General features: G+C 66.0%; 24 protein-coding genes. 13 read left to right on the top strand and 11 right to left on the bottom strand.

The features are described 5' to 3' along the window. Positions 1 to 355: 355 nt before the first annotated feature. Positions 356 to 1,123, bottom strand: a complete 768-nt coding sequence (locus AAFP35_RS01860) for a hypothetical protein (RefSeq protein ID WP_419219817.1) — start codon at positions 1,121 to 1,123, stop codon at positions 356 to 358. A 36-nt stretch (positions 1,124 to 1,159) separates the two neighbouring features. Between AAFP35_RS01860 and ramB the strand changes: the two genes are divergently transcribed. Both ramB and AAFP35_RS01850 read left to right on the top strand, forming a co-directional pair. Then, the gene (gene ramB, locus AAFP35_RS01855; protein WP_419219816.1) at positions 1,160 to 2,578 is read left to right on the top strand and encodes an acetate metabolism transcriptional regulator RamB; all 1,419 of its coding nucleotides are present in this window, start codon (positions 1,160 to 1,162) and stop codon (positions 2,576 to 2,578) included. 168 nt (positions 2,579 to 2,746) lie between these two features. After that, complete coding sequence (locus tag AAFP35_RS01850; RefSeq protein ID WP_419219815.1) at positions 2,747 to 4,123, top strand: lipase family protein; 1,377 nt, start codon at positions 2,747 to 2,749, stop codon at positions 4,121 to 4,123. A 19-nt stretch (positions 4,124 to 4,142) separates the two neighbouring features. On the opposite strand, the gene AAFP35_RS01845 is transcribed toward AAFP35_RS01850, so the two are convergent. Next, on the bottom strand, positions 4,143 to 4,610 hold the full coding sequence (locus tag AAFP35_RS01845) for a MaoC family dehydratase (RefSeq protein WP_419219814.1): 468 nt from the start codon (positions 4,608 to 4,610) through the stop codon (positions 4,143 to 4,145). A 26-nt stretch (positions 4,611 to 4,636) separates the two neighbouring features. Here AAFP35_RS01845 and AAFP35_RS01840 point away from each other — a divergent pair, with 26 nt between their 5' ends. From AAFP35_RS01840 to AAFP35_RS01805, 8 genes are all read left to right on the top strand, one after another. Next, a complete protein-coding gene (locus AAFP35_RS01840; RefSeq protein WP_419219813.1) occupies positions 4,637 to 5,173 on the top strand; it encodes a carboxymuconolactone decarboxylase family protein in 537 nt (178 codons plus the stop codon). 21 nt (positions 5,174 to 5,194) lie between these two features. Further along, positions 5,195 to 5,836, top strand: a complete 642-nt coding sequence (locus tag AAFP35_RS01835) for a class I SAM-dependent methyltransferase (RefSeq protein ID WP_419219812.1) — start codon at positions 5,195 to 5,197, stop codon at positions 5,834 to 5,836. Positions 5,837 to 5,896: 60 nt separating this feature from the next. Next, complete coding sequence (locus AAFP35_RS01830; protein ID WP_419219811.1) at positions 5,897 to 6,715, top strand: class I SAM-dependent methyltransferase; 819 nt, start codon at positions 5,897 to 5,899, stop codon at positions 6,713 to 6,715. Then, on the top strand, positions 6,712 to 7,044 hold the full coding sequence (locus AAFP35_RS01825; protein ID WP_419219810.1) for a cupin domain-containing protein: 333 nt from the start codon (positions 6,712 to 6,714) through the stop codon (positions 7,042 to 7,044). Before AAFP35_RS01830 ends, AAFP35_RS01825 begins: the two co-directional genes overlap by 4 nt. A gap of 17 nt (positions 7,045 to 7,061) precedes the next feature. Further along, on the top strand, positions 7,062 to 7,730 hold the full coding sequence (locus tag AAFP35_RS01820) for a helix-turn-helix transcriptional regulator (RefSeq protein WP_419219809.1): 669 nt from the start codon (positions 7,062 to 7,064) through the stop codon (positions 7,728 to 7,730). 85 nt (positions 7,731 to 7,815) lie between these two features. After that, complete coding sequence (locus tag AAFP35_RS01815) at positions 7,816 to 8,292, top strand: hypothetical protein (RefSeq protein WP_419219808.1); 477 nt, start codon at positions 7,816 to 7,818, stop codon at positions 8,290 to 8,292. Next, positions 8,289 to 8,999: an ABC transporter ATP-binding protein gene (locus AAFP35_RS01810; RefSeq protein ID WP_419219807.1), complete on the top strand. Its 711-nt coding sequence runs from the start codon at positions 8,289 to 8,291 to the stop codon at positions 8,997 to 8,999. The genes AAFP35_RS01815 and AAFP35_RS01810 overlap by 4 nt, the downstream gene beginning before the upstream one ends. Further along, on the top strand, positions 8,996 to 9,886 hold the full coding sequence (locus AAFP35_RS01805; RefSeq protein ID WP_419219806.1) for an ABC transporter permease: 891 nt from the start codon (positions 8,996 to 8,998) through the stop codon (positions 9,884 to 9,886). The genes AAFP35_RS01810 and AAFP35_RS01805 overlap by 4 nt, the downstream gene beginning before the upstream one ends. Here AAFP35_RS01805 and AAFP35_RS01800 read toward each other — a convergent pair. Further along, positions 9,804 to 10,685, bottom strand: coding sequence for a DNA-3-methyladenine glycosylase family protein (locus AAFP35_RS01800; RefSeq protein ID WP_419219805.1), 882 nt, complete (start codon positions 10,683 to 10,685; stop codon positions 9,804 to 9,806). The two genes, AAFP35_RS01805 and AAFP35_RS01800, sit on opposite strands and share 83 nt — an antisense overlap. Positions 10,686 to 10,919: 234 nt before the next feature. Next, a complete protein-coding gene (gene lpdA, locus AAFP35_RS01795; protein ID WP_419219804.1) occupies positions 10,920 to 12,305 on the bottom strand; it encodes a dihydrolipoyl dehydrogenase in 1,386 nt (461 codons plus the stop codon). A 130-nt stretch (positions 12,306 to 12,435) separates the two neighbouring features. On the opposite strand from lpdA, the gene AAFP35_RS01790 reads away from it, so the two are divergent. From AAFP35_RS01790 to AAFP35_RS01780, 3 genes are read left to right on the top strand one after another with little or no spacing between them, the layout of a single operon-like run. After that, positions 12,436 to 13,038 carry a TetR/AcrR family transcriptional regulator gene (locus AAFP35_RS01790; RefSeq protein WP_419219803.1) on the top strand — a complete coding sequence of 201 codons (603 nt, stop codon included), beginning with the start codon at positions 12,436 to 12,438 and terminating at the stop codon, positions 13,036 to 13,038. Further along, the gene (locus AAFP35_RS01785; protein ID WP_419219802.1) at positions 13,035 to 14,267 is read left to right on the top strand and encodes an NADH:flavin oxidoreductase; all 1,233 of its coding nucleotides are present in this window, start codon (positions 13,035 to 13,037) and stop codon (positions 14,265 to 14,267) included. The genes AAFP35_RS01790 and AAFP35_RS01785 overlap by 4 nt, the downstream gene beginning before the upstream one ends. 58 nt (positions 14,268 to 14,325) lie before the next feature. Next, entirely contained in the window at positions 14,326 to 16,386 is a 2,061-nt protein-coding gene (locus AAFP35_RS01780) for a prolyl oligopeptidase family serine peptidase (RefSeq protein ID WP_419219801.1), read from the top strand. Positions 16,387 to 16,832: 446 nt separating this feature from the next. Here the strand turns inward: AAFP35_RS01780 and AAFP35_RS01775 are convergent, their stop codons facing one another. The 7 genes from AAFP35_RS01775 to AAFP35_RS01745 form a co-directional block, all read right to left on the bottom strand. Beyond that, positions 16,833 to 18,089 carry a DUF222 domain-containing protein gene (locus tag AAFP35_RS01775; protein ID WP_419219800.1) on the bottom strand — a complete coding sequence of 419 codons (1,257 nt, stop codon included), beginning with the start codon at positions 18,087 to 18,089 and terminating at the stop codon, positions 16,833 to 16,835. A gap of 1,045 nt (positions 18,090 to 19,134) precedes the next feature. Beyond that, complete coding sequence (locus AAFP35_RS01770) at positions 19,135 to 21,678, bottom strand: excinuclease ABC subunit UvrA (RefSeq protein ID WP_419219799.1); 2,544 nt, start codon at positions 21,676 to 21,678, stop codon at positions 19,135 to 19,137. Between the two features lie 11 nt (positions 21,679 to 21,689). Continuing rightward, positions 21,690 to 22,376: a rhomboid-like protein gene (locus tag AAFP35_RS01765; RefSeq protein ID WP_419219798.1), complete on the bottom strand. Its 687-nt coding sequence runs from the start codon at positions 22,374 to 22,376 to the stop codon at positions 21,690 to 21,692. Between the two features lie 144 nt (positions 22,377 to 22,520). Further along, positions 22,521 to 23,333 carry a hypothetical protein gene (locus AAFP35_RS01760; protein WP_419219797.1) on the bottom strand — a complete coding sequence of 271 codons (813 nt, stop codon included), beginning with the start codon at positions 23,331 to 23,333 and terminating at the stop codon, positions 22,521 to 22,523. Positions 23,334 to 23,374: 41 nt separating this feature from the next. Then, on the bottom strand, positions 23,375 to 24,337 hold the full coding sequence (gene ppk2 / locus AAFP35_RS01755; RefSeq protein ID WP_419219796.1) for a polyphosphate kinase 2: 963 nt from the start codon (positions 24,335 to 24,337) through the stop codon (positions 23,375 to 23,377). Positions 24,338 to 24,636: 299 nt separating this feature from the next. After that, a complete protein-coding gene (locus AAFP35_RS01750; protein WP_419219795.1) occupies positions 24,637 to 25,161 on the bottom strand; it encodes a DUF6764 family protein in 525 nt (174 codons plus the stop codon). 129 nt (positions 25,162 to 25,290) lie between these two features. After that, positions 25,291 to 25,731, bottom strand: coding sequence for an SRPBCC family protein (locus AAFP35_RS01745; RefSeq protein WP_419219794.1), 441 nt, complete (start codon positions 25,729 to 25,731; stop codon positions 25,291 to 25,293). Positions 25,732 to 25,733 lie beyond the last annotated feature (2 nt).

Here is a 25,733-nt window from a genome sequence, read left to right as displayed (position 1 = left end):
CAATGCCGTCTCACAGGAATCGGAACGCAAATTGTGCGAACAAATCCACGATCTCCGGCGGTGCCTGAGACAAGAGTGCCACAGACAAAAGCTGCAGGTCCAATCCCTTTTACATGCAAAATCGGGCCAGGATTCAGCAAGAGTTTGCCAACTTTGCGAAGATGTAACTGTGCAAGAACCGCCCACATGCGCCAAAAAGTACGTCCGTACTGCTATTTCATCATCGCAGATCGCCGACGACCCCGGGCGCCGGTCGCCGGTGCACGCCGAGGAAACCGGCCGCCACGACGGCCGCAAGGTGATGGCTTTCACACGATCGACGGCCCACGAGGCCGATCGAGAGGGCGATTCGGTGTCAGTTGTGGGCGGCTTCGACCGCATCGCCGAAGGCATCGGCGAACGCCGCACTCGTCATCGGTTCGACCGGCGGGGTGGGGGTTCGGGACGCAGGCGACGCATCCCCCGACACCGTGAGTTGTACGGTCACCGAGGACCCGTCCGGACGCTCCACGAGCGCATATCCGGCATAGCCCACCTGGGTGCTCGTCGCGCCGTCGGGCAGCGTGGTGGAGACCATCGATCGCAGAGCCAACGACTGGCCGACCCGTCGGTCATCCGTGCCGATGCCGGGGGTGGGCACCTCGCTGTACCGCGTCACGATCCGCGCACCCCGCAGATTGCCGCTGCCGACCACCGTCGTGGTGGTGGCGCACCGCCCGGTGGTCACCCGGATGTCGGCCTCGATGTCGCGGCGGGCGGTGGTGACGAGTTCGACCAGGGATGCCGACGACGACCGCGCACCGAGGACGGCGGAGTTGGCCGCGGTCAACTGCGGGTTGAGATCCGCGTCGGCCGTCGGGCGGCAATCCGGCGGGGTGACCTCCGCCGACTTCGCGGCGTCGATCGGACCGCGGTTGCCTGCCACGAGATCGGACACGGTGAACTGGGTGGGACGAAAGCCCGACGGCAGGTCGTCGGGATCGAGGATCAGATCGGCGGGTGCCGCGTGATCGGCGGGTGTTGTGGGCTCCTGGGCGCCGCACCCGGCGAGCCCGGACACCAGCACGCCGACCGCCATCGTGACCGCCCACGTCGATCGCCGGCGAAAGCCCAGGACACCCACGCGGTCACCGTACCCTGGACACCGTAGGAGGCTGTCATGACCAAGACCTACGTCGGCTCGCGGCTCCGCCAGCTGCGCTCCGAGCGCGGCCTGTCGCAGGTGGCGCTGGCCCAGAGCCTGTCGATCTCACCGTCGTACCTGAATCAGATCGAACACGACGCGCGCCCGCTCACGGCCGCGGTCCTGTCGAAGATCACCGAGGTCTTCGGGATCGACGAGGAGTTCTTCGACTCCCAGGACAACGTCCGTCTGGTGGCCGAGCTACGCGAGGTTCTGCTCGACGACGACGTGGAGGCCGGCCCGTCCGCGGTCGACCCACACGCGATCAGCTCGGTCGTCGCGGCCCACCCGGAGATCGCCCAGGCGATGGTCAATCTGCACCAGCGCTATCGCATCGTCACCGACCAATTGAACGCCGCCACCGACGATCGTGGTGATCGCAGCATGCGTGGTTCCATCACCGCGCCACACGAGGAGGTGCGGGACTACTTCTATCAGCGCCGCAACTACATCCACGAACTCGATGTGGCGGCCGAGGAGATGACCGACCGGATGCGGATGCATTCGGCCGACATCCGTCGGGAGGTCTCGAACCGACTCGAGAACCGGCACGGGGTCCGCATCGTGCGACGCGTCGATCTCGGTGACTACACGCTGCACCGTTTCGATCCGGAGGCACGCAGACTCGAGTACTCCGCCGCATTGTCGGCCGGTCAGCGGACGATGAAGATGGCCGCCGAACTCGGGTATCTCGAATACGGCGACCTGTTGGACAAACTCGTCGACGACGGCAACTTCACCAGTGAGGAGGCCCGCTCGCTGGCGCTGCTCGGCCTGGCCAACTACTTCGCGGCCGCTGTGGTCCTCCCCTATCGCCAGTTCCACGGCGCCGCAGAGGATTTCCGTTACGACATAGAGCGCCTGTCGGCCTTCTACGCGGTGTCCTACGAGACGATCTGCCATCGCCTCTCGACGTTGCAGCGCCCCAACCTGCGCGGCATCCCATGGTCGTTCGTCCGGGTGGACCGCGCCGGGAACATGTCGAAACGTCAGTCCGCCACCGGTTTCCACTTCTCGTCCAGCGGAGGCACCTGCCCGCTGTGGGCCGTGTACGACACCTTCTCGTCGCCGGGCAAGATCATCACCCAGGTCGCCGAGATGCCCGACGGGCGTGAGTACTTCTGGGTGGCCCGCACCATCGAACGTCGTGCCGCCCGATACGGACAGCCCGGCAAGACCTTCGCCATCGGACTGGGTTGCGAGTTGCGGCATGCGGGCAGGGTCATCTACTCCGATGGGTTGGAGATCGGACCGCAGGCCCGGGTGACCCCGATCGGCGCGGGTTGCCGTGTGTGCGAACGTCAGAACTGCCCGCAGCGCGCATTTCCCGCGCTCGGCGCCACGCTGCAGATCGACGAGCACCGCAGCACCGTGTCGCCCTACATGACGAGCTGATCGGTCGCTCAGGCTTGACACGGGTGGAGCCCGGATATGTGCGGAGTATCAGTACCGTAACGGTCGTCGTGTGGGTCGCGTGTCCCAGACAATCGACCCGAACATGGACGTAGCCTCCTGACAGTGCGGTGATCAATGGGGATCTCCGCACGCCAGAGGGAGTACGCCATGGTGCGGACACACTCATACATCGCCGTCGTCGTCGCCGCAGTCGCAGTGCTGGCCATGGCGTCGGGACCGGCGGCCGCAGAGCCGCCGAACATGATGCCGATCCCGTCCCAGATACCCCACGCCATCAACGGCGCCGTGCCCGCCGCACCGTTCCCGCATCTGCGCGACATCCCGCTTCGCGCACAGGCCAAGGGATTTCCCCGACGAATCCAGGAGTTCCGGGAGGCGATCCTGCCCTCCCCGAGCGGAGATCCCATGTTCGACCGATGGCCGAGGAATCTCGGGTCGATGATTCCCGGTCAGATCATCGCGGCCCGCGACGTCACCGCGACCGCGGCGCCGTTGGTCACCGCCCCGATCCGGTCGGCCCGTCTACTCAAGTTCCGGAGCACCGACGCCACCGGGGCGCCGTCGTTCGGCACCGCCACCCTCCTCGTCCCCCGAGCACCGGCGCCGCGCACACCACGCCCCATCGTCGTCAACAATCTGCCCATCGACGCCCTCGGAACCTCGTGCAACCCCGGATACACTCTGGCGCACGGATTCACGGTGGCCACCAACCTCACCGACCTGCTGCCGCCGACCACTCAGCTCGCGCTGGCACACGGATACGCGGTCGTGGTGCCCGATCACCAGGGTCCCCGGATGGCCTACGCCGAGCCGGTCGTCGCCGGTCACGTGATCCTTGATGCCATCCGTGCGGCCGGTCAGGTGGACCGAAAGGCGTTCGCTTCCAGTCCGATCGCGATGACCGGTTACTCCGGAGGAGCGATCGCCACCAACGGCGCGACGAAGCTGTTGAGTCAGTACGCCCCGGAGCTCGCCGACCGGGTCGTCGGCGCCGCCCTCGGCGGAGTCCCCGCCGATTTCCGCATGCTCGTCGGCAGCATGAACGCGAACCTGGCGACCGGGTTCTTCCACGCAGCGACCTTCGGCATCGCACGCGAACGCACCGAGATCCTCACCATGGCCAACCATTTCGCCGAATGGATTGCGACCTCACCGCTGAAGAATGCCTGCTCGGTCCCGGCCGCCCTTGCCGGGCAGACATTCTGGCCCATGCAGCTGTTCTCCGACGATCCGGACCCCTTTCATTCCGATGTCGCCGAACGCATCTACCGCGTCACCAAGATGGCCGACCGCAAGTCGGTGGTTCCGCTCTACATCTATCAGGGGACCTACGAATGGTGGATTCCGGCGGCCGGTGCGCGCAATCTGTTCCGCGAACAGTGCCGGATGGGGGCACACGCCGCCTATCGCGAGGTGTTCGGCGAGCACGTGACCACCGCGTTGTTCGGCTACCCCGAGGCGATCAGCTGGCTCGACACGAGACTGCGCGGCATACCGGCACCCGACGAGTGCCCAGCCCGGTGACTCCGACGATCCCGCCGCGTCAGTAGACCAGGACGCGGATGTTCTCGGCCACACATGCCGGTTTGTCGGCGCCCTCGATCTCCACGGTGTTCTTCACGACCATGTTGACCCCGGAGGCGGTCTCCTCGACCGAGGTGATGACCGCGTTGGAACGGATGCGGGCGCCGACCTTCACCGGGCTGGGAAAGCGCACCTTGTTCATGCCGTAGTTGATGACGAGCTTCGGACCTTCGACGGTGAAGATGCCGCCGGCCAGAACCGGCAACAGCGACAACGTCAGGTAGCCGTGTGCGATCGGACCGCCGAACGGGCCGTCCTTCGCGCGCTCGGGATCGACGTGAATCCACTGGTGGTCGCCGGTGGCGTCGGCAAAGGAGTTCACCCGATCCTGGGTGATCTCGAGCCATTCTCCGGAGCCCAGATCTTCGCCGATGGCTGCGGTCAGTTGTTCGACACTGGTGAACGTACGCGGTGTGATGCTCGTCATGGTGTCGGTACTATACCGTGGCCGTCATGAGCACTCCTCGCGTCACTCCCGGCGGTTTCGGCGAGCTCGGCCCGATCAACTGGCTGTTCGCCCGGGGTGCGGCACGCGTCATCGGTGTCGACGATGCCCGGATCTTCTCCACCCTCGGTCGCGCGAAAGGCCTGTTCCGCGGATGGCTCCACTTCGGTGCCCGCCTGATGCCGTTCGGCGCCTTGTCCCGCAAGGAAACCGAGATGGTGATCATCCGGGTCGCACATCTGCGCGGCTGCGACTACGAGTTGGATCATCATCGGCGCCTCGGCGCCCGGGCCGGCGTGGGACCGGAGACGGTCGAGCAGATCGTCGAGGGCCCGGACGCAGGCTGGGGCGACCGGCAACGGGCGTTGCTCCTCGCCGCCGATGAGTTGGTCACCACCAAGGACATCTCCGATGAGACGTGGGCGGCGCTGGGACGTCATCTCGACGACGCACAGCTGATCGCCTTCGTGTTGCTGGTCGGGCAGTACGACATGCTCGCCACCACCATCGGCACCCTGCGCGTACAACGCGACACGCAGGTCTGACCGCGATTCCCGGGGACAACAATGGACTCGATAGCCCAGCAGATGATGCGCAATCCCGTGTTCTCCCGTGTCTACGAACAACTCTGGCGGCCGGTCTTCACGCGACTGTTCAGCCTCGGCGGCACCGGGACGGCCGATGTCGACCGCGCACTCACCGCCTATCTGTCCCGGCCCGGCGACCGTCTCGTCCTCGACGTCGCCTGCGGCCCCGGCAATTACACCCGGCGGTTCGCCGAGAACCTCACCGGTGACGGCCGCTGCGTCGGCATCGACTTCTCGCCGACCATGCTGAGCCAGGCCGCCCGCACCAACCAGTCGCGACGGTCCAGCTATGTCCGCGCCGACGCCCATGCGATCCCGTTTTCGGACAACACCTTTGATGTCGTCACCTGTCTCGCGGCCTTGTATCTGATCCCCGACCCGCTCCCGGTGGTCGACGAACTCCTGCGCGTCACCCGGCCGGGCGGCGAGGTGGTGATCTTCACGTCGGTGCGCACCGAACTGTCCGCACTGCCCGGCGTACGCCAGGTCGCGGGGTTCTCGGGCTACCACATCTTCGACCGTCACGAGATCGTCGACCGCCTCCGCGCGGACGGAGCCGAGCATGTCGAACAGACGATCACCGGCCAGGGGCAGTACGTCTTCGCCACCAAACCGTCCTGACGACCGGCGAACCACGCCCCTGATTTAGAGTAATGTCGATCCTCGAAATAAGGAGTCGACATGAGTGACGATCGCCCGAGCGACACAACCCTGCCCTTTGCCGAACGCAAGACCGAGGACATGCCCGGTCACTGGCTGCTCGCCCGACTCGGCAAGCGCGTCCTGCGTCCCGGAGGACGCGAACTGACCGAGCACCTTCTCGACGACGCCGACCTCGCCGGTGCCGACGTCCTGGAGATCGCACCTGGGCTCGGCAAGACCGCAGTGTCGATCCTCGAACGCGGACCACGCAGTTACACCGGAGTCGACGATGATCCGGCTGCGGTGACACTCACCGAGAAGGTGGTCGGAGCACGCGGCAGGGTCGTCGGCGGCGATGCCTCGGCAACCGGACTCGACGACACCAGCGTCGACGTCGCGATCGGCGAGGCGATGCTCACCATGCAGTCCGATCGGGGCAAAGCCGCGATCGTGGCCGAGGCATTCCGCGTACTGCGACCCGGCGGCCGCTACGCCATCCACGAACTCGCCGTCCACCCGGACACCCTCGACGACGAGGAGAAGACCGAGATCAGAAAGTCGCTGGCCCGCTCGATCAAGGTGAACGCGCGGCCACTGACCGAGCTGGAGTGGCGAAAGTTGCTCACCGACGCCGGTTTCGAGGTCGAGACCGTCCGCTTCACCAAGATGGCACTGCTCGAGCCGCGTCGCGTCATCGCCGACGAGGGACTCGGCCGTACGCTGCGCTTCGTCGGGAACGTTCTCCGCGATGGCGAGGCCCGCAAACGCATTCTTGGGATGCGCGCCACCTTCACCAAGTACAAGGCCAATCTCGCAGCCATCGAGGTGATCGCAGTGAAGCCGGATACCGTCGCATGAGCTCCTGGACGGCGATCGTCGGCCTCGACGAACCGACCACGCCATCCGGAGACCGTCCGCAGATCGAGGTGCTGGCCCGCACCACCGGCGCCAACGTAGTCCGCATCTCGTTCCGCGCGGGCCAGGTGATGGCCGAGCATCGGACGGCGCGACCTATCCTGGTGGTCGGCCAACGCGGTGACGTGGACTTCACGGTCGAGGGCGAGACGACGCGACTCGCACCGGGCGTGGCGATCCACGTCGAACCCGACGTGACGCACGCCCTGGCGGCGTCGACCGACGCGGTGGTGACGTTGCTGGTGCTCGAACGCACCGACACCACCGACTGAGCACACGAGGAGTGGTGATGGCGAGCGATCAGCGCGACCGGATTCGCGAGCTGTTGGTCGCCGCACCAGAGCCGTTGAGCGCCGACGAGATCGCGCGGCAGGTGGGTGTACACGTCACCACCGCGCGCTTTCATCTGACCAAGATGGTCGACGAGGGAACGGTCCGAACGGTCACCCTGCGATCCGAAGGAGTCGGACGCCCACGGGTCGGATACCTGCCGGTGGCCACCGCCCCCGTCGGCGAGTTGTTGGGATACCTCCTCGAACAGTTGGGCAGCACCACTCAGGCGCGCGAACATGCCGCCGCCGAGGCCGGTCGCCTCTGGGCCGATCGGCACGCACACGTCCCCGTCGCCGCAGACCTTCCCGACCCGGTGACGGTCGCGTCGGAGACATTGTCGGAATTGGGTTTTCGCGTGTCCGGCGTGATGAGCGCATTGGGGACGCACGAACTGCGGATCTGTTCGTGTCCACTGCGCGATCTCGCAGCGACACACACCGAGGTGGCACGAGGCGTCGCGCGCGGCGTCATCGAGCAGGCGCTCGCCGCAGGCTCGCCCGCTCTCGCGTCGCAGTACACCGTGAACGTCCTCCCGGATCCGTCCGGCGGGGACTGCGAGATCACCCTGCGCCTGTCGCCACTGCGCCGGAATGCGGGAGTGATCTCCACCCCAGCCGCTCGGTGAGGGTTGCCTCAGCTAATTTAAATGATTAGATTCCGTCAAAAGGGGGTGCGCTCGTGCCCGCCTCGAGACAGGAGGAATCTCACTCATGCATCGCGTTCAACGAATCGTCGCCGCGCTCTTCGCCACCGCCATTGCGGTCACCGGGCTCGCAGTGGTCGCCGCGCCGGCCTCGGCACAGTCCTTCCCGGCGAACTTCACGGTCACCAAGGACCGCCCGACGCTCGCCGATCTCGACGACATCGTCGAGTTCCTGGTGGAGACACCAGCATCCGACCAGGCGAAGGCCGCCAACGTGGAGGGCGGGATGAACGCGGTGATCGTCCCCAAGACCGTCTACTCGCTCGGTCTGTTCCGGGCGCCCAAGGGTTGGAATGACGTGACCGGGCCCCTCGTCCAGAAGGGCAACAGCGCCACCGCCACGCTCAACAGCGGTTCGGCCGGACGTCCGACCATCCGGATGACCATCGAGTTCAAGAAGCTCGACGGCAACTGGAAGCTCGCGGCGAGCTCCCTGTGCCAGGGTGTCAAGACGGTCGGGCTGAACATCTACTGCAACAAGTGATCGAGATCGACGGACTGACCGTCACGCTCGGTGGGCGACCTGTTCTCGACGGGGTGACGGCGTCCGTCGCCGGCGGCGAGCTCGTTTACCTGCTGGGCCGTAACGGAGCGGGCAAGACCACGCTGCTGCGTTCCGTGTGCGGCATGGTGCGCCCGTCGTCGGGGCACGTTCGTGTCAACGGTCGCGACCTCGCATCGGCTGTCAGTCCGTTCACCGAGATCGGGGTGCACCTCGCCGCCGACGGCGTCCATCCGGGCCACACCGCCCGTCGTCATCTCCGCTGGCTGGCGCGGGCAGGTGGCACCGACGACGGCCGCGTCGACGACGTACTCGAGCTCGTCGGACTCTCCGACGTCGCCGACCGGCGATTCGCCGACTATTCCCTCGGGATGCGTCAACGGCTGGGTATCGCGGGCGCATTGTTGGGGGATGCACCCGCCCTGATCCTCGACGAACCGGTCAACGGCCTCGACATCGACGGAATCCGTTGGCTACGTGGACTTCTCCGCGATCTGGCCGACGAGGGGCGAAGCTTGCTGATCGCCTCCCACCTGCTCGACGAGGTCGCGCGCACTGGTGATCGAGTGATGGTGATGGACGCTGGGCGGCTCGCGGCCGATGCACCGATGACCGATTTCGTCGGCGGTCACGCCGATCTGGAGGACGCGTATCTCGCGACCGTACATCCCGTGGAGGCCACGGCATGACCGCGGGGTTTCGCGGTCACGCCGTGATCGCACAGGTCTGGCGAGGGGTGCGGGCCGAGACGGTCCGTGTCGGCGGTGTACGCAGCATTCTGCTGTTCGCTGCGGTGCCGGGTGCCGTGGTACTCCCACTCATCGTGACGCTCGGGGTGGCGACGGTTGCCGAACGATTCGCCTCGATGCCGGGGAGCATCCAGGTCACCTCGGTGACGACGACCAACTCCGTCTACTGGGTCATCACGTTCACGGTGATGGTGTGGGCGGTGATCGCCGCCTACGCTCAGGCCACCGCAGAACGTGGCGGAGTCGGCGACACCGCTCGCTTCCTCTTCCCGCGTCGGTGGACCGGCGCGATGTCCCGCTGGATCGCCTATGGCGTGGCAGCTGCCGCATGCAGCGCCGTGCTCGTGACCGTCGTGATGGCCGCACTACCCTCCTTGTACCCGAAGGTGTATGGCGGAGTGGATATCTCGTCGCCAGAGGGAATCCGGTTCATCGTCACGGTGCCGATGTACGCGATCTTCGCCGTCGGCATCGGGATCGGCATCGCCGCCATCGTCGGCCATCCCGCCGGCGCCGTCGTGGGATTACTCGGCTGGACCTACGTCATCGAGAACGCCATCAGCCTCTTGCCGAACGGGTACACCGCGCAGGGCTACATGCCGTTTCTCAACGGGATCTACGGCACCGGACAGGAACTCGCCTTCACCCCACCCTGGGGCCCGAGTGGGGGTCTGGTGTACTGCGGTGGCGTCGCTGTGGTGTTGTTCGTCGTCGGATGCGTCTTCCTCGCGATGCGGGGCCGCGTCAGATCGATCGGTAGTCGCGGACCGACATCCGCGGTCCGCGGCGCTGCGGCCACGAGCCATACAGCTCGATCATCCGGATGACTCGCTGTCGTTGCCCCGCATAGGGTTCGAGCAACTCCAGCATGCCGTCGTCGTCGACGGGCTCGCCGATCAGCGTGTATCCGACGATCTTCGGGATGTGGTAGTCACCCACGTTGACGACGTCGGGGTCACCGACCGCCCGCGATCTCGTCTCGGCCTCGGTCCATCGTCCGACGCCGCGCAACAGGCGCAGGTGCTCGGGGTGCTTCTCGACATCCATCACGGTGGCGCCGCGGATCGTGCGCATCCGTACCGGTTCGATGCCGCTGCGATGCCATTCCCAGGTCGGTATCCGGGACCACTCGCCTTGCGCCGGTGGCACTCTCATGGTGTCCGGGACCGGGCCCGGGGCCTGTTGCCCGTAGCGCCGCACCAGATATCGCCAGGCACGCCACGCCTCGGTACCCACCACCTTCTGTTCCAGGATAGCCGGGACCAACGCCTCCCACACGCGGTCGGTTCGCCCCAGCCGTAGACCGTCGGATTGCCGGACCAGGCGTTCGACCACCGGATCGCGCGGGGTCAGCGCCTGCGGATCGTCGCGGGCGCCGAGAAGGTCGGGCAGCCGATCGATCAGCCAGGCCGCACCCGGCCCCCACGCACGGCCGGTGACCGTGGTGCCGTCGTAGGCGATCGTCAACGTTCCCGGCCCGTCCGGCGTGGATACCGCCCGCCACACCGATCCGTCGCGGCCGTACGCGAATGCGGGGTCCCCGGTACCGCGACGATGCAGCCCGACGGTGGCCCGGATGTCCAGCGGCCACGGTGGTGTCCACTCTCGGACTACGGCGGTACTCACGCCCCAACGCTACCGGCGGCGAAGCCACAACAAAGCCGCGGACCTTCCCGACAAAATCTGGTGAAGCTTCACACAGATTTGACTGGAGGGTCCGCGGCTGTGGTCTGGCCGGGCGCGCCCGGTCAGAGGTTGATCATGTGCCCGATCGCGCCGTGGCCACCACGACACGACGCGCGCTCTACAAGTTGATCATGTGCCCGATCGCGCCGTGGCCACCACGACACTACGCGCGCTCTACAAGTTGATCATGTGCCCGATCGCGCCGTGGAACGTCTCCTGGAGAGCCTCGCTCATGGTCGGGTGGGTGTGCACGTTGCGTGCGAGTTCCTTGGCTGTGAGGTCCCACTTGTGAGCCAGGGTCATCTCCGGCAGCATCTCGGAGACGTTGTCGCCCACCAGATGTCCACCCAGCAGCTCGTCGGTGTCGGCGTTGGTGACCAGCTTGGCGAAGCCTGCCGTCTCGGCCAGCCCCTGCGCCTTGCCGTTCGCGGAGAACGGGAACGTGGTGGCCTTGACGTTGTAGCCCTCGTCCTTGGCCTGCTGCTCGGTGAGGCCGAACGAGGCGACCTGCGGCTGACAGAAGGTGGCGCGCGGCATGAACCGGTAGTCGCCCAGGGTCATCGTCTCGGCACCGGCCATCACCTCGGCGGCCACCACACCCTGCGCCTCGGCGACGTGGGCCAGCTGCAGCTTCGCGGTGACGTCGCCGATGGCGTAGATGCCGTCCACGTTGGTGCGCATGAAATCGTCGATCGCGATGGCACCGCGATCGGTGAGTGCGACGCCGGTGTTCTCCAGGCCGTAGCCCTCGACCCGCGGGGCGAAGCCGACCGACATGAGGACCTTGTCGACGGTGATCTCACCGTCGGCGTCCTTCGCATCCTTGTAGCTCACCGTCACCGACGACCCGTTGTCCTTGACGGTCTGCACCTTGGTGGAGGTGAGGACCTTGACGCCGAGCTTCTTGTACTGCTTGGCGATCTCCTTGGACACATCGGCGTCCTCGTTGGGCAGGACCCGGTCGAGGAACTCGATGATGGTGACGTCGACTCCGTAGTTGGCGAGCACGTAGCCGAACTCCATGCCGATGGCGCCGGCGCCGACGATGACGATCGAGCGCGGCAGCTCACGGGTGAGGATCTGGGTCTCGTAGGTCACCACGTTGTCGGACAGTTCGACGCCGGGCAGCAGCTTCACGGTGGAGCCAGTGTCGATGATGACGTTGTCGAACGTGATCTCGCGGTCACCGACGGTGATGGTCTTGGCGTCCTTGAACGTCCCATATCCGTCGATCTCGGTGATCTTGTTCTTCTTCATCAGGAAGTGGACGCCCTTGACGATGCCGTCGGACACCTTGCGGCTGCGGTCGAAGGCAGCCCCGAAGTCGAACGACACGTCACCGGACATCCCGAAGGTCTTCGCCTGGTGATTGAAGATGTGGGCGAGTTCGGCGTTCCGCAGAAGCGCCTTGGATGGGATACATCCAACGTTCAGACACACACCGCCCCAGTACTTTTCTTCGATGACGGCGGTTTTCATGCCCAGCTGGGCGGACCGGATCGCGGCCACGTACCCACCTGGACCTGCACCCAATACAACTGTTTGAAAGTGTTCAGCCACGTCGTCCAGCCTACGTCGCACGCTCCGGCCACCGCACGGCATCCCCATACCGACCAGTAGGTTCACATGTCCAGCGGTGACTTTTCAAACATTGATTGAATCACTGTTTGAATTGTGTTTCGATCGGGATGTGCCCGCCTCCAGCCCCTCGAACACCAACCCGACACGCACAGCCCTGCTGTCGGCTGCGGAGACGCTGTTTCTCGCCGAGGGGTACGACGCGGTGTCCGTGCGGGCCATCTGCGCGGCGGCCAAGGCGAACCCGGCGGCCGTCCACTACCACTTCGGTTCAAAAGACCAGCTCACGATCGAGTTGTTGCAGGCCCGTCTCGCCCCGATCTGGGCCGAAGCGCTCGACCGGTTCGATCCCGAGTTCAGCGATGTGAGAGACCTCGTCGACGTCGTGCTGCGGCCGTTCGTCGAGATCCAGAACGATCCCCACGGTCGACTGCACCTGCGCTTGCTCGGTCGCTTCGTCCTCGGTCATCCGGACGCGACGTGGACCGATCCGTGGTTTCGACTCGATCGCTGGTCGGGGGTGCTCGCCACACTCGTGCCAGGACTTTCCGCCGACGATGCCCGTCGTCGCTGGGCGCTGGCGTTCCAGTTGATCCTGGCCCGCTTCGGCGACGACCGCCGCCTGTCTGCGTCAGCGGTACACGCACTCTCGGATTTCGTCGTCGCCGGTCTCTGCGCGCCCGCGACCCAGCCCACCGAACAGGAGAACGAATGACCAGCCCCGATCCGTTCAGCCCGGCCCGCCTCGGACCCAAGTCCCTGCGTAACCGCCTGATCAAATGCGCGACCTTCGAGGGTGCGACGCCCGACGCCCTGGTCACCGACGAGTTGATCGAGTTCCACCGCGAAGTTGCTGCGGGCGGGGTCGCGATGAGCACCGTCGCCTACTGTGCCGTCGCCCCGGAGGGGCGTACCGACCGCCATCAGATCTGGATGCGCGACGAGGCGATGCCCGGGCTCCGCAAACTGACCGACGCCATCCACTCCGAGGGAGCGCTGGCGGCGGCGCAGCTCGGGCATGCCGGTGCCGTCGCCAACTCCGTGTCCAACCGTAAGAAGGCGCTCGGACCCTCACGCATCCCCGCGCCGATGGGCATGTCCGTCACCCGCAAGCTCACCACCGACGACATCGCGGAGATGGTCACCACGTTTCGTCGGGCAGCCCGTATCGCGGTGGACTCGGGATTCGACGGCCTGGAGGTCCACTGTGGCCACAACTATCTGATCAGCAGTTTTCTGTCTCCCCTGTTGAACCGACGTCGGGACGGCTACGGCGGGTCGCTGGTCAACCGAGCGCGCTTTGCCCGCGAGATCATCGAGGGGGTCCGCGAGGAGGTCGGCGACGAGGCCGCTGTCTGGGCCAAGCTCAACATGTTCGACGGTGTCGGCAAGCCGGGACCGGGCCGCGGTGGGCGATTGAGCGGCTTCAACATCGACGAGGCCTGTGAGGTCGCGCAACTCTTCGAGTCGGATGGTCATCTCGACGCGCTCGAGCCGACCGCGGGAAGCTCACTGCTCAATCCGATGTACCTCTTCCACGGCCAACCGCCGCGCAAGGAGTTCGCGGACGCCTTCCACGGCTCGATGCGACTGGGCCTCAAGGCGATGGCACCGGTGTTCCTCAAGCACTACCCGTACCACGACGCCTATCTCCTGCCGCTCGCCCGTCAGCTCCGCGAGGCCGTGTCGATGCCGCTGATCCTGTTGGGGGGCATCACCGATCGCGCATCGATGGACACCGCGCTCGCCGACGGCTTCGACTTCGTCGCCATGGGCCGCGCCCTCCTGCGCGAGCCGGACCTGCCCCGGCGTATCGCCGACGATCCAACCGTGACGTCGCGGTGCGTGCACTGCAACCTGTGCATGCCCACCATCTACAGTCGCACCCGCTGCCCGATCCGGGAGGGTGAAGTACCCGACCCGACAGCCTCCGCCGTCGGATGACCGCTGCGGTGCCCATCTACGATGGGTGCCGCACCGGGATCCGAGGAAAGAGGCGCACATGGCCGTTGCCGATGACACCAGAGCCGACGACACCACCGACCCTTACCTGTGGCTCGAGGAGGTCACCGGAGACCGGCCGCTGGACTGGGTCCGTGCGCACAATCAACCCACGGTCGACACGCTCACCACTTCGGATCGGTTCGCTGCGCTCGAGGCCGAGACCTTGGAGATCCTCGACACCGACGACCGCATCCCGTATGTCACGCGCCGTGGCGAGTTCCTCTACAACTTCTGGCGCGACGCGGCCAATCCCAAAGGGCTGTGGCGACGCACCACGTTGGAGTCCTATCGCAGCGATCGCCCCGACTGGGATGTGCTGATCGACGTCGACACGCTCGCCGCCGACGAAGACGAGAACTGGGTGTGGGCCGGTGCCACGGTGCTACGGCCCGACTACCGGCACGCCCTGGTGTCGCTGTCTCGCGGTGGCGCCGACGCGACGGTGGTGCGCGAGTTCGACCTCGAGACCCGCCAGTGGGTACCGGAGGGGTTCGTACTGCCGGAGAACAAGTCGAGTATCAGCTGGATCGACGCCGACAACGTCTATGTGGGAACGGATTTCGGTGAGCAGCCCGATGGCGGCCCGTCGCTGACCACGTCGGGCTACCCTCGCGTGGTCAAGCGCTGGACACGCGGCACCCCGCTCGACGACGCGGTCACGGTGTTCGCCGGCGAGGTGGACGATGTGTCGATCGGCGCCTCGTTCGACAAGACACCCGGATACCCACGTCACTTCGCCACGCGCGCAACCGACTTCTTCAACGCACTGCTCTACGAGCTCCGCGACGACGAGCCGATCCTGGTGGACGTGCCGACCGACGCGCACGTGGATGTCCACCACGATTGGCTGATCGTGATGACCCGGTCGAAGTGGGAGCTGGACACCGCGACATACGCTCCGGGGACCCTGCTGATCTTCGACTACGAGGGCTACCTGGGTGGTGATCGCAGCGCGACGGTCCTGTTCGCACCGGATGCGCACACCAGCCTGACCCAGTACGCCTTCACCCGTTCGCATCTGATCATCGTCACGTTGCGCGACGTCCACACCGAGGTCACGGTGGTGACCCTCGGCGACTGGTCGCCGGTCGATCAACCCGGATTGCCCTCCCTCGCAACGATTTCGGTTCTGGACACCGATCCCGACGAGGGCGACGAGGTGTTCTGGTCGGCGAGTTCGTTTACCGCACCTCCGAGTCTCCTGTACGGCGACAGCGGGGTCGGCGCAGAGGTGATCAAACAGACTCCCGCATTCTTCGACGCCGACGATGTGGTCGCGGCGCAACATTTCGCGACCTCCGACGACGGCACCGCCGTCCCCTATTTCGTGGTGCGACGCAGCGGTGTGACGTCCGGACCGACGCTGCTCTACGGATACGGGGGGTTCGAGAACTCCTTGACGCCCGGGTATCTCGCGATCGCCGGACGTAGCTGGATCGCTCGCGGCGGGATCTACGTGATCGCCAACATCCGCGGTGGCGGTGAGTACGGCCCGTCGTGGCACACCCAGGCCCAGAAGGCCGGTCGGCACAAGGTCTACGAAGATTTCGCCTCCGTGGCGCGCGACCTGGTGACGCGCGGCCTCACCACACCGCAACAGCTCGCTGCGCAGGGCGGGTCGAACGGCGGTCTGCTCATGGGCGTGATGCTGACCCGATACCCAGAGCTGTTCGGAGCGTTGGTGTGCCAGGTGCCGCTGATCGACATGCGTCGGTATCACCTCCTCCTCGCCGGTGCGTCATGGATGGCCGAGTACGGCGATCCCGACGACCCGGAGCAGTGGGCGTTCATGGAACCCTTCTCGCCCTATCAGAACCTGCAGGCGGACACGGAGTATCCGGCGATCCTCGTCACCACGTCGACCCGCGACGACCGGGTGCACCCCGGTCACGCACGCAAACTCGTCGCGCGCCTCGAGGAACTCGGTCACGAGGTCTCTTATTACGAGAACATCGAGGGTGGCCACGGCGGCGCGGCGGACAACAAACAAGCGGCGTTCAAGTCCGCACTCGCCTACGAGTTCCTGTGGCGGCAGCTGGCGGACTCGAGCGCAGACTGACGCAACGAAAGCGCCTCGCTCCCTTTCGGTTAGACGCGCGCGAGCAGTCCGTACGGAAGCGACGAGTTCTCTCACGCGAGTGCTTCGGCTCCTGTATAGAGGAGCCGGCCTGGGGCACTCCTGCGGCCTGCGGCCCCGTGGGCGTCTTGGAGGGCTCACCCTTTCAGGTGCCCGCCTAACCAATCCCGGTCGGCGGGCACCCGAGGGGTTCCCCATTTCACACTGTGGAGTTGTCAAGGGTCGTGCACAACCCGGGTTGTCCCGGGTTGCTGGTTTAGGCGTGGTGAAAGTCCTGGTGGGTCAGTCTGTTTCGATGGCCATGAATGTGGCGATGTCGGGATGGTGATCTCGATACGCTCGCTCGGCTTGCGCCTCGCGGGCTACTCGATCGGCGGTGGGTGGGTGTCGAGGGTGCGGATTGGATGCCGAACGCATCCCTGATGGCGTCAGGCGGCGAGGGTCATGGTGCGCCGGTTGTAGGCCGGTAACGGTGTGCGTGTCGGATCGACCTCGACCGGCGGAATCAACCAGGGGTGTCGGTCAGCGCCCATGATGATCTCCCACCCGGACGCGTGAATTTGGGCGTGGCAGGCCGTGCACAACAGGCAGCCGTTGTCGATGACGGTGGCACCACCGTGCGACCAGTAGATGATGTGATGGCACTGGGTATATCCGGCAGCGGCGCCGCATTTCACACAGCATTGATCACGCACGATCAACGCTTTACGCTGCTGGACGGTGAACAACCTCGCTGCGCTGCTCACGCCGAGGGGTGCACCGTGCTCATCGACGTCGAACACGGTGACGCTGGCATCACAGGCCACCAGATGTGCGGTGGTTTGGGAGATCGGACCCAACCATTCCAGCGTTGCCCGATCGGGATGGTCGGCGGGCACGGTTACACTCACCTGCGTTTTCGGCGCGACCACCATGTCGGCGTCACCGCTGCGAGTGGCTTTGGCCGCCGCGTCCAGGATCATCTCCAACGCATCGGCGCGACGCTGCCCGGCCGACCGGGCGTCGGGCGACCCATCCGGCTCGGGCCGCTTGTGTGCGAGGGATTCGACCGCGGAGACGAGTTTTTCGCCGGTCACGATGTCGAGGTTGGCGAACACTTCCAACCGGCCATCCGCGGTCGGGGTGGTCGACAGCTCGTTGATCGAGCGGTCTTCGGCCGCCGGCACCCCGTCCTGGTCGTCGGCGATCTGATTGCCTCGCGCGCGCGCCACCGCCAACACCTCACGTGGGGTGGCGCCGGAGAATGCTTGGGCGATCAACGCCAACTCGTGTTCGATCACCGACCCCGCCGATAGTGGTTCTGGTGCGCGTTGGTCGATGTGAGCCATCCCGCGCACCACCGCGTCGACGTGCTCGCCGGAGAACACCCCGTCCGCAGCATAGGCAGCCACGCGTTCCAGCCGGTCCAGGGCTGTCCCGATGCGTAGCCAGCGGTCGGCGACCGCCGGAGCAGCCCCCATCTCGATCAACAACCTCCGCGTTTTCCCACCAGAGCGCTGCGCCACCCCCAACCTGTCCATCGCCGCCACATGCACGGCCAACTGATGATCGACCAGGTTACGCACGTCCATCAAGGTCTTCGTGGTGTCGAAGACATGGCGACCGGACGCATCAGCGTCGATCGTCACCTCACGCAGCAACGGAATCAGGGTGTCCAACGGCATGACTCGATTGTAGTCGAACATGCGTTCGGCGGGAAGAGTTCATCCACAGTTATTAAACTGTGCCGCAATGTCTTTCACCACCACAGTCGTCATCTCATTGTCATTGTAGAGGCATCCTCCGACAGGTTCGGGGTGGTGAGTCCTGTTGGTGCACAGGGGTAAGCCTTGCCTGTTGATCGAGTAGCGTCCGAACGCAGCGAGGCGGGCCAGGCACCCGTTGATCGAGTAGCGTCCGAGCGCAGCGAGGCGGGCCAGGCACCCGTTGATCGAGTAGCGTCCGAGCGTAGCGAGGCCGCGTATCGAGATCTGGTGCCGGAACGCAGGTCTCGATACGGCCCCTCGGCTAGCGCCTCGGCGCCTACTCGACCGGCGGTGGGGCGCGGCGGCGCTTACTCGACCGGCGGTGGGGAGGCCTTGTGTGCTGATCGAGTAGCGTCCGAGCGCAGCGAGGCCGCGTATCGAGATCCCTTACGAGAGCGTTGGCCTCGATACGGTCCCTCGGCTAACGCCTCGGCGCCTACTCGACCGGCGGTGGGGCGCGGCGGCGCTTACTCGACCGGCGGTGGGGAGGCCTTGTGTGCTGATCGAGTAGCGTCCGAGCGTAGCGAGGCCGCGTATCGAGATCCCTTACGAGAGCGTTGGTCTCGATACGGTTCCTCGGCTGGCGCCTCGGCCCCTACTCGACCGGCGGTGGGGACGCGCCAACGTGCCCGAACTGGGAATTGGACTGTGATGCAATATGACCTGGGTGCCCACGTGGTCTCGATACGGTGCCTCGGCTGGCGCCTCGGCGCCTACTCGACCGGCGGCAGGCACGCAACCGAGTCTGCGTCGAGGCGCCGCATCAAGAACCACGGTCGAGTGATCATGTTCGACGGCGGTGATCTCGCGTGTGGTCCCACGGTTGCAAGCCCACACCGCCGGTCGAGTAGGTGCCGAGGCGCTAGCCGAGGAACCGTATCGAGACCTGAGGTGCTCCGATCACAGCGAGGCCCGGATCGGGTGGGACCACTGATCGACTGTAACCCAACATGTTCCGACAACCCTCGGGATCTCGTCAAACCGTTCAGCGCCCGGACAGCTCGCGGGTGCCACCGGAAGTGAGGTGCTGTGCGAGGTATCGTCCGGTCACCGAATTCTCTTCGCGAGCAATGGTTTCGGGATCACCGACCGCGACGATCCGGCCTCCGTCGCTGCCGCCGCCCGGACCCATGTCGATCACGTGGTCGGCGTTGGCGATCATGTCGAGGTCGTGTTCGATCACGATGACGGTCGCTCCCCGGCCGGTGAGGCGCTGCAGTACCAGCAGCAGGGTGCGCACATCGAGTGGGTGGAGTCCGACGCTCGGCTCGTCCAGGACGAACACCGCATCGGACTGATTGCGATGCAATTGGTTGACCAGTTTGAGCCGCTGGGCCTCGCCTCCCGACAGCGCCGGTGTCGCCTCGTTCAGCGTGAGGTACCCGAGCCCGAGTTCGTCGAACGCCTGCAGCCGACGCTGCACCCGCGGAATGCCGTCGACGACCCCGATCGCATCGCTGATCGTGTGGGCTAGCAACGCGGGCAACGACAATCCGTCCCGGCGGAACTCGCCTGCCGCGGGGGCGTACCTGCTGCCCGCGCAATCCGGGCACGCGATGTCGACGTCGGGTAGGAACTGGACGTCCAGGGAGATCTCCCCGGTTCCCTCGCATCGCGGGCACGCCAGCGAGCCGGTGTTGTAGGAGAAGTCGGACGCGGTCAGCCCGGCTGCCTTCGCCTCGGCGGTCGCCGCGTACGCCTTGCGCAGGTCGTCCATGACGCCGGAATAGGTGGCCACCGTGGAGCGAACGTTGATACCGATCGGCGTCGCATCGACGACATGCACCTTGCCGCCGCCGACCATGCCGTCGGGGGCATCGAGTACCCGGACGTGACCTGGCATCCCGGCTCCGGACGTCGCGGACTGTGCGACGAGTGCCGGCACCAGGGAGTCCAGGACGAGCGTCGTCTTGCCGGACCCGGACACGCCGGTGACCGCGATCAACCGGCCACACGGAAAGTCCACATCGAGCGGATGAACGGTGTGGATGGCGTCGGTGCGCAGGTGTATCCGACCGAGCGCGAACACCTCTGCGGCAGGTGCCCGTTCGCGCACCACGACATCGGCGGTGCCGCTGAGGAATCCGGCGAGCAACGAGTCGGAATCCTGTTCCAGGTCGGTGACCGTCCCCTGCGCGATGACGGTGCCACCGTGCGTGCCCGATCCCGGCCCGATCTCGATCAACCAGGGTGCGGCGCGCAGGATCTGCACGTCGTGATCCACGAAGACAACCGAATTGCCATCGGCGAGAAGATCATCCATGACTCCGAGCAACCCGTCGACATTGGCGGGGTGCAGGCCGATTGACGGTTCGTCCAGGACATACAACACGCCCGTCGTCCGATTGCGAACCGCCCGGGCGAGTTGCACTCTCTGGCGTTCTCCGGTCGACAGGGTCGAGCCGGCACGGTCGAGGGACAGATATCCGAGACCGAGTTCGATCAGGCGTCGGGCCATCGCGAGCAGGGTGGACACCAATCCCTCGGCCATCTGCCGCATCTCGGTGGGCAGCATGGGCGGCACCGAGGGCGCCCAGGCGAGCACGCCGTCGAGGGTCATCGCGGTGACGTCGGCGAGGTTGTGCTCCCCGATCATCGGCGCGCGCGCCGCCACGCTCAGTCTCGTGCCGTCGCAATCCGGACAGGTGCCCTCGGAGAGGAACCGGCTCACCCGCGCCAGTCGTTTCTCGCTGTCGGCCCGCTCGAGTTCCTTGGTGACCGTCAGCCGCGCATTTCGAAAGGTGAAGTCGAGGTCATGCACACCCTTGCGCGAGGTGACCGTGATGGGCTTCTTCTCCTCCGGCCCGTCGAGCACGATGTCGCGTTCCCGCGCGGTGAGATCACGCCACGGCACATCGGTGCGCACGCCGAACTCGCGGGCGATGTCGGGCTGCACGTTGAACCCGAACATGTTCCACGGCACCACCGCACCCTCGTCGATGGTCTTGGACGGGTCCGGGACCAGTGCCGCGTCGTTCACCGTGCGGACGACACCGGTCCCCTGACACGTCGGACACGCACCCTCGGAGTTGAAGGCGAGGGCTTCGGCACCGGGCGCGACCACCGGCGCACCACAGGTGGGGCAGGAGAACGGGACCTCGGCGGCGACGTCGATGGTCGGCGGCACCCGATGTCCGTTCGGACAGCGGTGAGATGCCAACCGCGAGAACATCAACCGCAACACGTTGAGAAGCTCGCTCGACGTCCCGAACGTCGAGCGAACTCCGGGCACGCCCGGCCGTTGCCGCAGGGCGAGTGCGGCCGGGACGTGTTCGACGCTGTCCACGGCCGCATGCGGCGCCTGCGCCATCCGGCGTCGTGTGTACGTCGAGAGCGCCTCGATGTAGCGGCGTGATCCCTCCGCGTACAGCACACCGAGGGCGAGTGAGGATTTACCCGAGCCGGACACGCCACCGATACCGACGAGCGTGCGCAGTGGGATGTCGACATCGATGTCGCGCAGATTGTTCACGCGGGCGCCGCGGACCGAGATGTATTCCGGGCTGGCGTGCCAAGGTAACCGACTCATCCCCCGCCAGGTTATGTGGTCTCCCCCGATCGCGCACGCAAACTCGTTGCGCGCCTGAAGGACCAACGACGCATCAATGCTCGTGCCGTGTCCGCCGGATGCCACGGCACGCCTCGATCCCGGGTGATCGGATACCACGCCAGCCCGATGAGCACCGACGTGAAGTGACCGATGGCGGTGAAGGACAGGGCCGTGAGCAGCGGCAGACCCCACACCGCGAGGACGCCGACGAGGTACACCCAACGCCATGGCCGGGCGATCCGATAAGTGAGCACCCCGACGATCGCGGCCAGGAAGTAGCTGACCCCGACATCCCGGACATCGACCATCGTGGAGCTCACCGCACCATTTCGGATCGCAAGGCCGAGCAACCCCTCGCTGAGGTAGGTCGCGATCACATGTGCGCTCAGGCCCACGCACAGCCAACGCAGCGACCCCAACCACCGTTCGGCGGGCATGTGGAACACCAGGAAGAGAACCAGGTACGGGAACCAGTAATACCCGTCCACCCAGAACAAGCTGGTGAACAGCACGTGCACGGGGTCACTGGACAGATGGTGAAGATTCGTCGAACGCTCGCCGAGCACACGGTCGAGCTCGTGCGGGGGCATCTGATGCTGGATGATCGTGGTGGCCAGCAGGATCGCCAGCCACACGAAGGTCAGGGGCGCGCTCCGCAGGAAGCGCCAGACGGACACCACCTCATGGTAGGAGCGTCTCGCGCTCCGGTCAGCAAGATGTTTCCGGTCAAGCACAGGTGTCCGGTCAGCACGGGCGGTGGGACGGCACAGACTTCGATCATCCCCGGTCCTGGGGCAACGTCGCCATGAACCGCCATTGACTCAGTGCCGCGCGATCATCCGGAACAGCACACCCACGACCACCACACCGACTCCCACTGCGCCGACGATGTAGGCCGCGTGATGGAGGTCGGCCACGGTGCCGTCGATGATCACTTCGGCGACCTTACGGCCCGCGTCCTCGGCTCCGGAGACCTCTTGTTTGGCTCGATGGGCGAAGAACACACCGACCGCCCACGCGAATGCCGCCGATGCGATCGTGCCGATACCCAACCACGCCAGAACTGTTCCGCGTCGACGGGCGATGAGCAAAGCGAGCAGTCCGGCCGCGGCCGCGACGGCCACCGACCAGAAGGCGAGGGTGATGATCTGCTGGCCGACCTGGTGGTAGCGCCCGGCCTCCAATCCCGAACCGCCCTCGTTGAGGGGCACCAGGATCGGGCCGGTGACGCGGACGTCGAACTGCGTCTGGGCGATCACCCGGTTCACCATGTCGGCGATGTCGAGTTGCATGGTGGTCGTGTTCTCGTCGGCGGGCGGCGGGTCGAACAGCCAGGCGTGCTGTTGCGAGACGACGTCGATGAAATCGGCCTCGAACTGATCACTGTCCATATAGGCACGGACGGCGGGTTCGACGACGTCGGCCGAGCCCTGGATGCCGATCCGCGACTCTGCCTGCGTTGCGACCTCGCCCGCGAGGTAGTCCTTGACCTCCGGATCCTGTGCCATCGGCGACACCGTGGCGACGAATCCCTCCGGATCGACGATTCGTTCCTTGATCCAGAGCGACGGGAACGCGAGGACGATCGCGGCCATCGCCACCAGGGTCAGCAGTCCGCTGGAGAGTGTGCGCACTCCCCGAGGCTACCGACGTGCACCGACGACCGGCGAGGTGGTCACTCCCCGACCACGTCGCGCGCCCGCCCGACGATCAAAGGGTCTGGGAGGCCGACGAAGTCGGTGTTCTTGCCCTCGTAGTCGAAGAGGCTCAGCACGTGGCGCATCGCGTTGATCCGCGCCCGCTTCTTGTCGTTGCTCTTGACCACGGTCCACGGTGCGTGGTCGGTGTCGGTCCGGGCGAACATCGCCTCTTTGGCATCGGTGTAGGCATCCCAGCGGTCCAGCGAGGCCAGATCCATCGGCGAGAGTTTCCACTGACGGACGGGATCGATCTGGCGGATGGCGAACCGCGTACGTTGCTCGAGCGGGGTCACCGAGAACCAGAACTTGACCAGATTGATCCCGTCGTCGACGAGCATCTTCTCGAACGCCGGGGTCTGCTGCATGAACTGCTCGTATTGCGCAGGCGTGCTGAAGCCCATGACCCGCTCCACCCCGGCCCGGTTGTACCAGGACCGGTCGAAGAAGACCATCTCGCCGCCCGCGGGCAGATGCTGCACATAGCGTTGGAAGTACCACTCGGTCGACTCACGTTCGCTGGGTTTCTCCAGTGCGACGACCCGGGCACCCCGCGGGTTGAGGTGTTCGTTGAACCGCTTGATGGTGCCACCTTTACCTGCGGCGTCGCGCCCCTCGAACACCAGCAGGTGACGTTGCCCGGTCTGCTTGGACCACTTCTGCAGTTTCAGCAGCTCGATCTGCAGACGCCGCTTGGTCACCTCGTACTCCCGACGACTCATGCGCTCGTCATAGGGATAGTCCTGCCGCCAGGTGTCGACGACGTTGCGCTCCGGAAGCGTCAGCAGCACCGGGTCGTCGTCGTCATCGTCGTTGACGGTGAGGTTGGTGGTGTCCCGCAGGTCGACGAGTTTCTGCAGGGCCTCCCGGCCGTTGAGGAGACTGAAATCGGGTCCGATCTCGAACGCCGATTCCAGCGAGGCATTGTCCAGCTCAGTCACCACTCCACGATAGGCACAACGCCGCAACGACGGGTTGCGGAAAGGTGAACGCGGACCGTTCCGACCGGTGACTGCCGCTTGGCCAACTTCTTGCGCGTGGTGACGATGGAGGCCCGGACACCCGGGGCGCGGACACCCCAGGGAAAGCGCCCGGGAAAAGTGCCCTCCTCAGCACCGCGAATGGCGACACGCCGTCGGTGTGCCAGCCGCCGAGCAGTAATCCCGGGTGCTTTTCCGCGCCAACGATGTCCGTCGGTAGCTCTCGCGGCCGAGACCTGATGGTTCTGGGGGACTGCCCGTCAGTTGTGCAGGTCGATCGTCCCGGAACGCAGGCATGCCTTGCCGGTGTTGCTGTCGTACGCGGTGGCGAAGCCACCCTGGCACGCGATCCCGGCGGGTCCGGCGATGGCCTGGCCACCCCATCCGCCGACGGCCACCGTGGTGCCACCGTCACGGGCCTGCGCGACGGAGAAAGCCTTGGGGCCGGTCGTGATCGAGTAGGCGGTGCCGCGTGTGTTGGCCCCGGCGAGAGCGGTCGAGCCCGGCTGCAGGTTGCGCGCGGTGGCATTGCCACCCCGGTCGGAGACCGCGACCGCGGTTCCGCCACCACTGGCCTCATCGGCGAGCGACTGGCTACCGAGTCCGGCCTTGGCCCCGCAACCGCCGTGCCCGACGATGCGTTGGACCTGATGTCCGTTCGCAGCCGAACAGGTCGTCGCGGCACCGGCGTCGCCGCCCCCGAACCCGAATCCGACCAATGCCGCAAACGCGGTCCCACCGATCACCATCGCAGCGGTTCGAGCTCCAAAATGTTTGATACGCATAAGATTTGGCCTCCTCATTCGCCACTGGCCGCGCGGTGTGGATCGCACTGCGTTCAGCGTACCGACTCACGACGAGTCGCAGCAGTGGGGGTTGCCGAACTGTGCTCTGGGCTCACCGACGAGCGTCGGTCATCCGGCCGCGCGACGCAGCACCTCGTCGGTGAGCCCCTTGCGCGCGGTGTCCACGGCCATCTTCTGCGCCCGCTTCACGATGAGTCCGGGCAGCTTGATCTTCAGCTCGACCTCGAGGGTGAATTCGACGTGCGACCCGTCGGCGGTCGGTGTCACGGTGTACACACCATGCTGTTCGCTGAGTTGGTTCGCCTCGATGAGGTCCCACGAGCATGTGGTGTCGGTCCACGTGTACGCGAGGGTCTGTTCGTCCGAGATACCCGCCGCAGTGACCACCACTCGCACCCGATCGGGTGTGCCGTCGTCGTGTTCGCTGACGATCTCCGCCTCTTTGTGCGGTCCGGACCACTCCGGGAGGGACTCCACATCCATCAGCACCTCCATCACGACCGACGGGGGTGCGGCGACATCGAATTCGGTTTTCGCGGAGACAGCCATGC

This window comes from Gordonia sp. CPCC 206044 (assembly GCF_048537895.1).
GTDB lineage: Bacteria > Actinomycetota > Actinomycetes > Mycobacteriales > Mycobacteriaceae > Gordonia.
The sequence above is the reverse complement of the archived record's forward strand: the minus strand, read 5'-3'. Positions and strand labels throughout refer to the sequence as shown.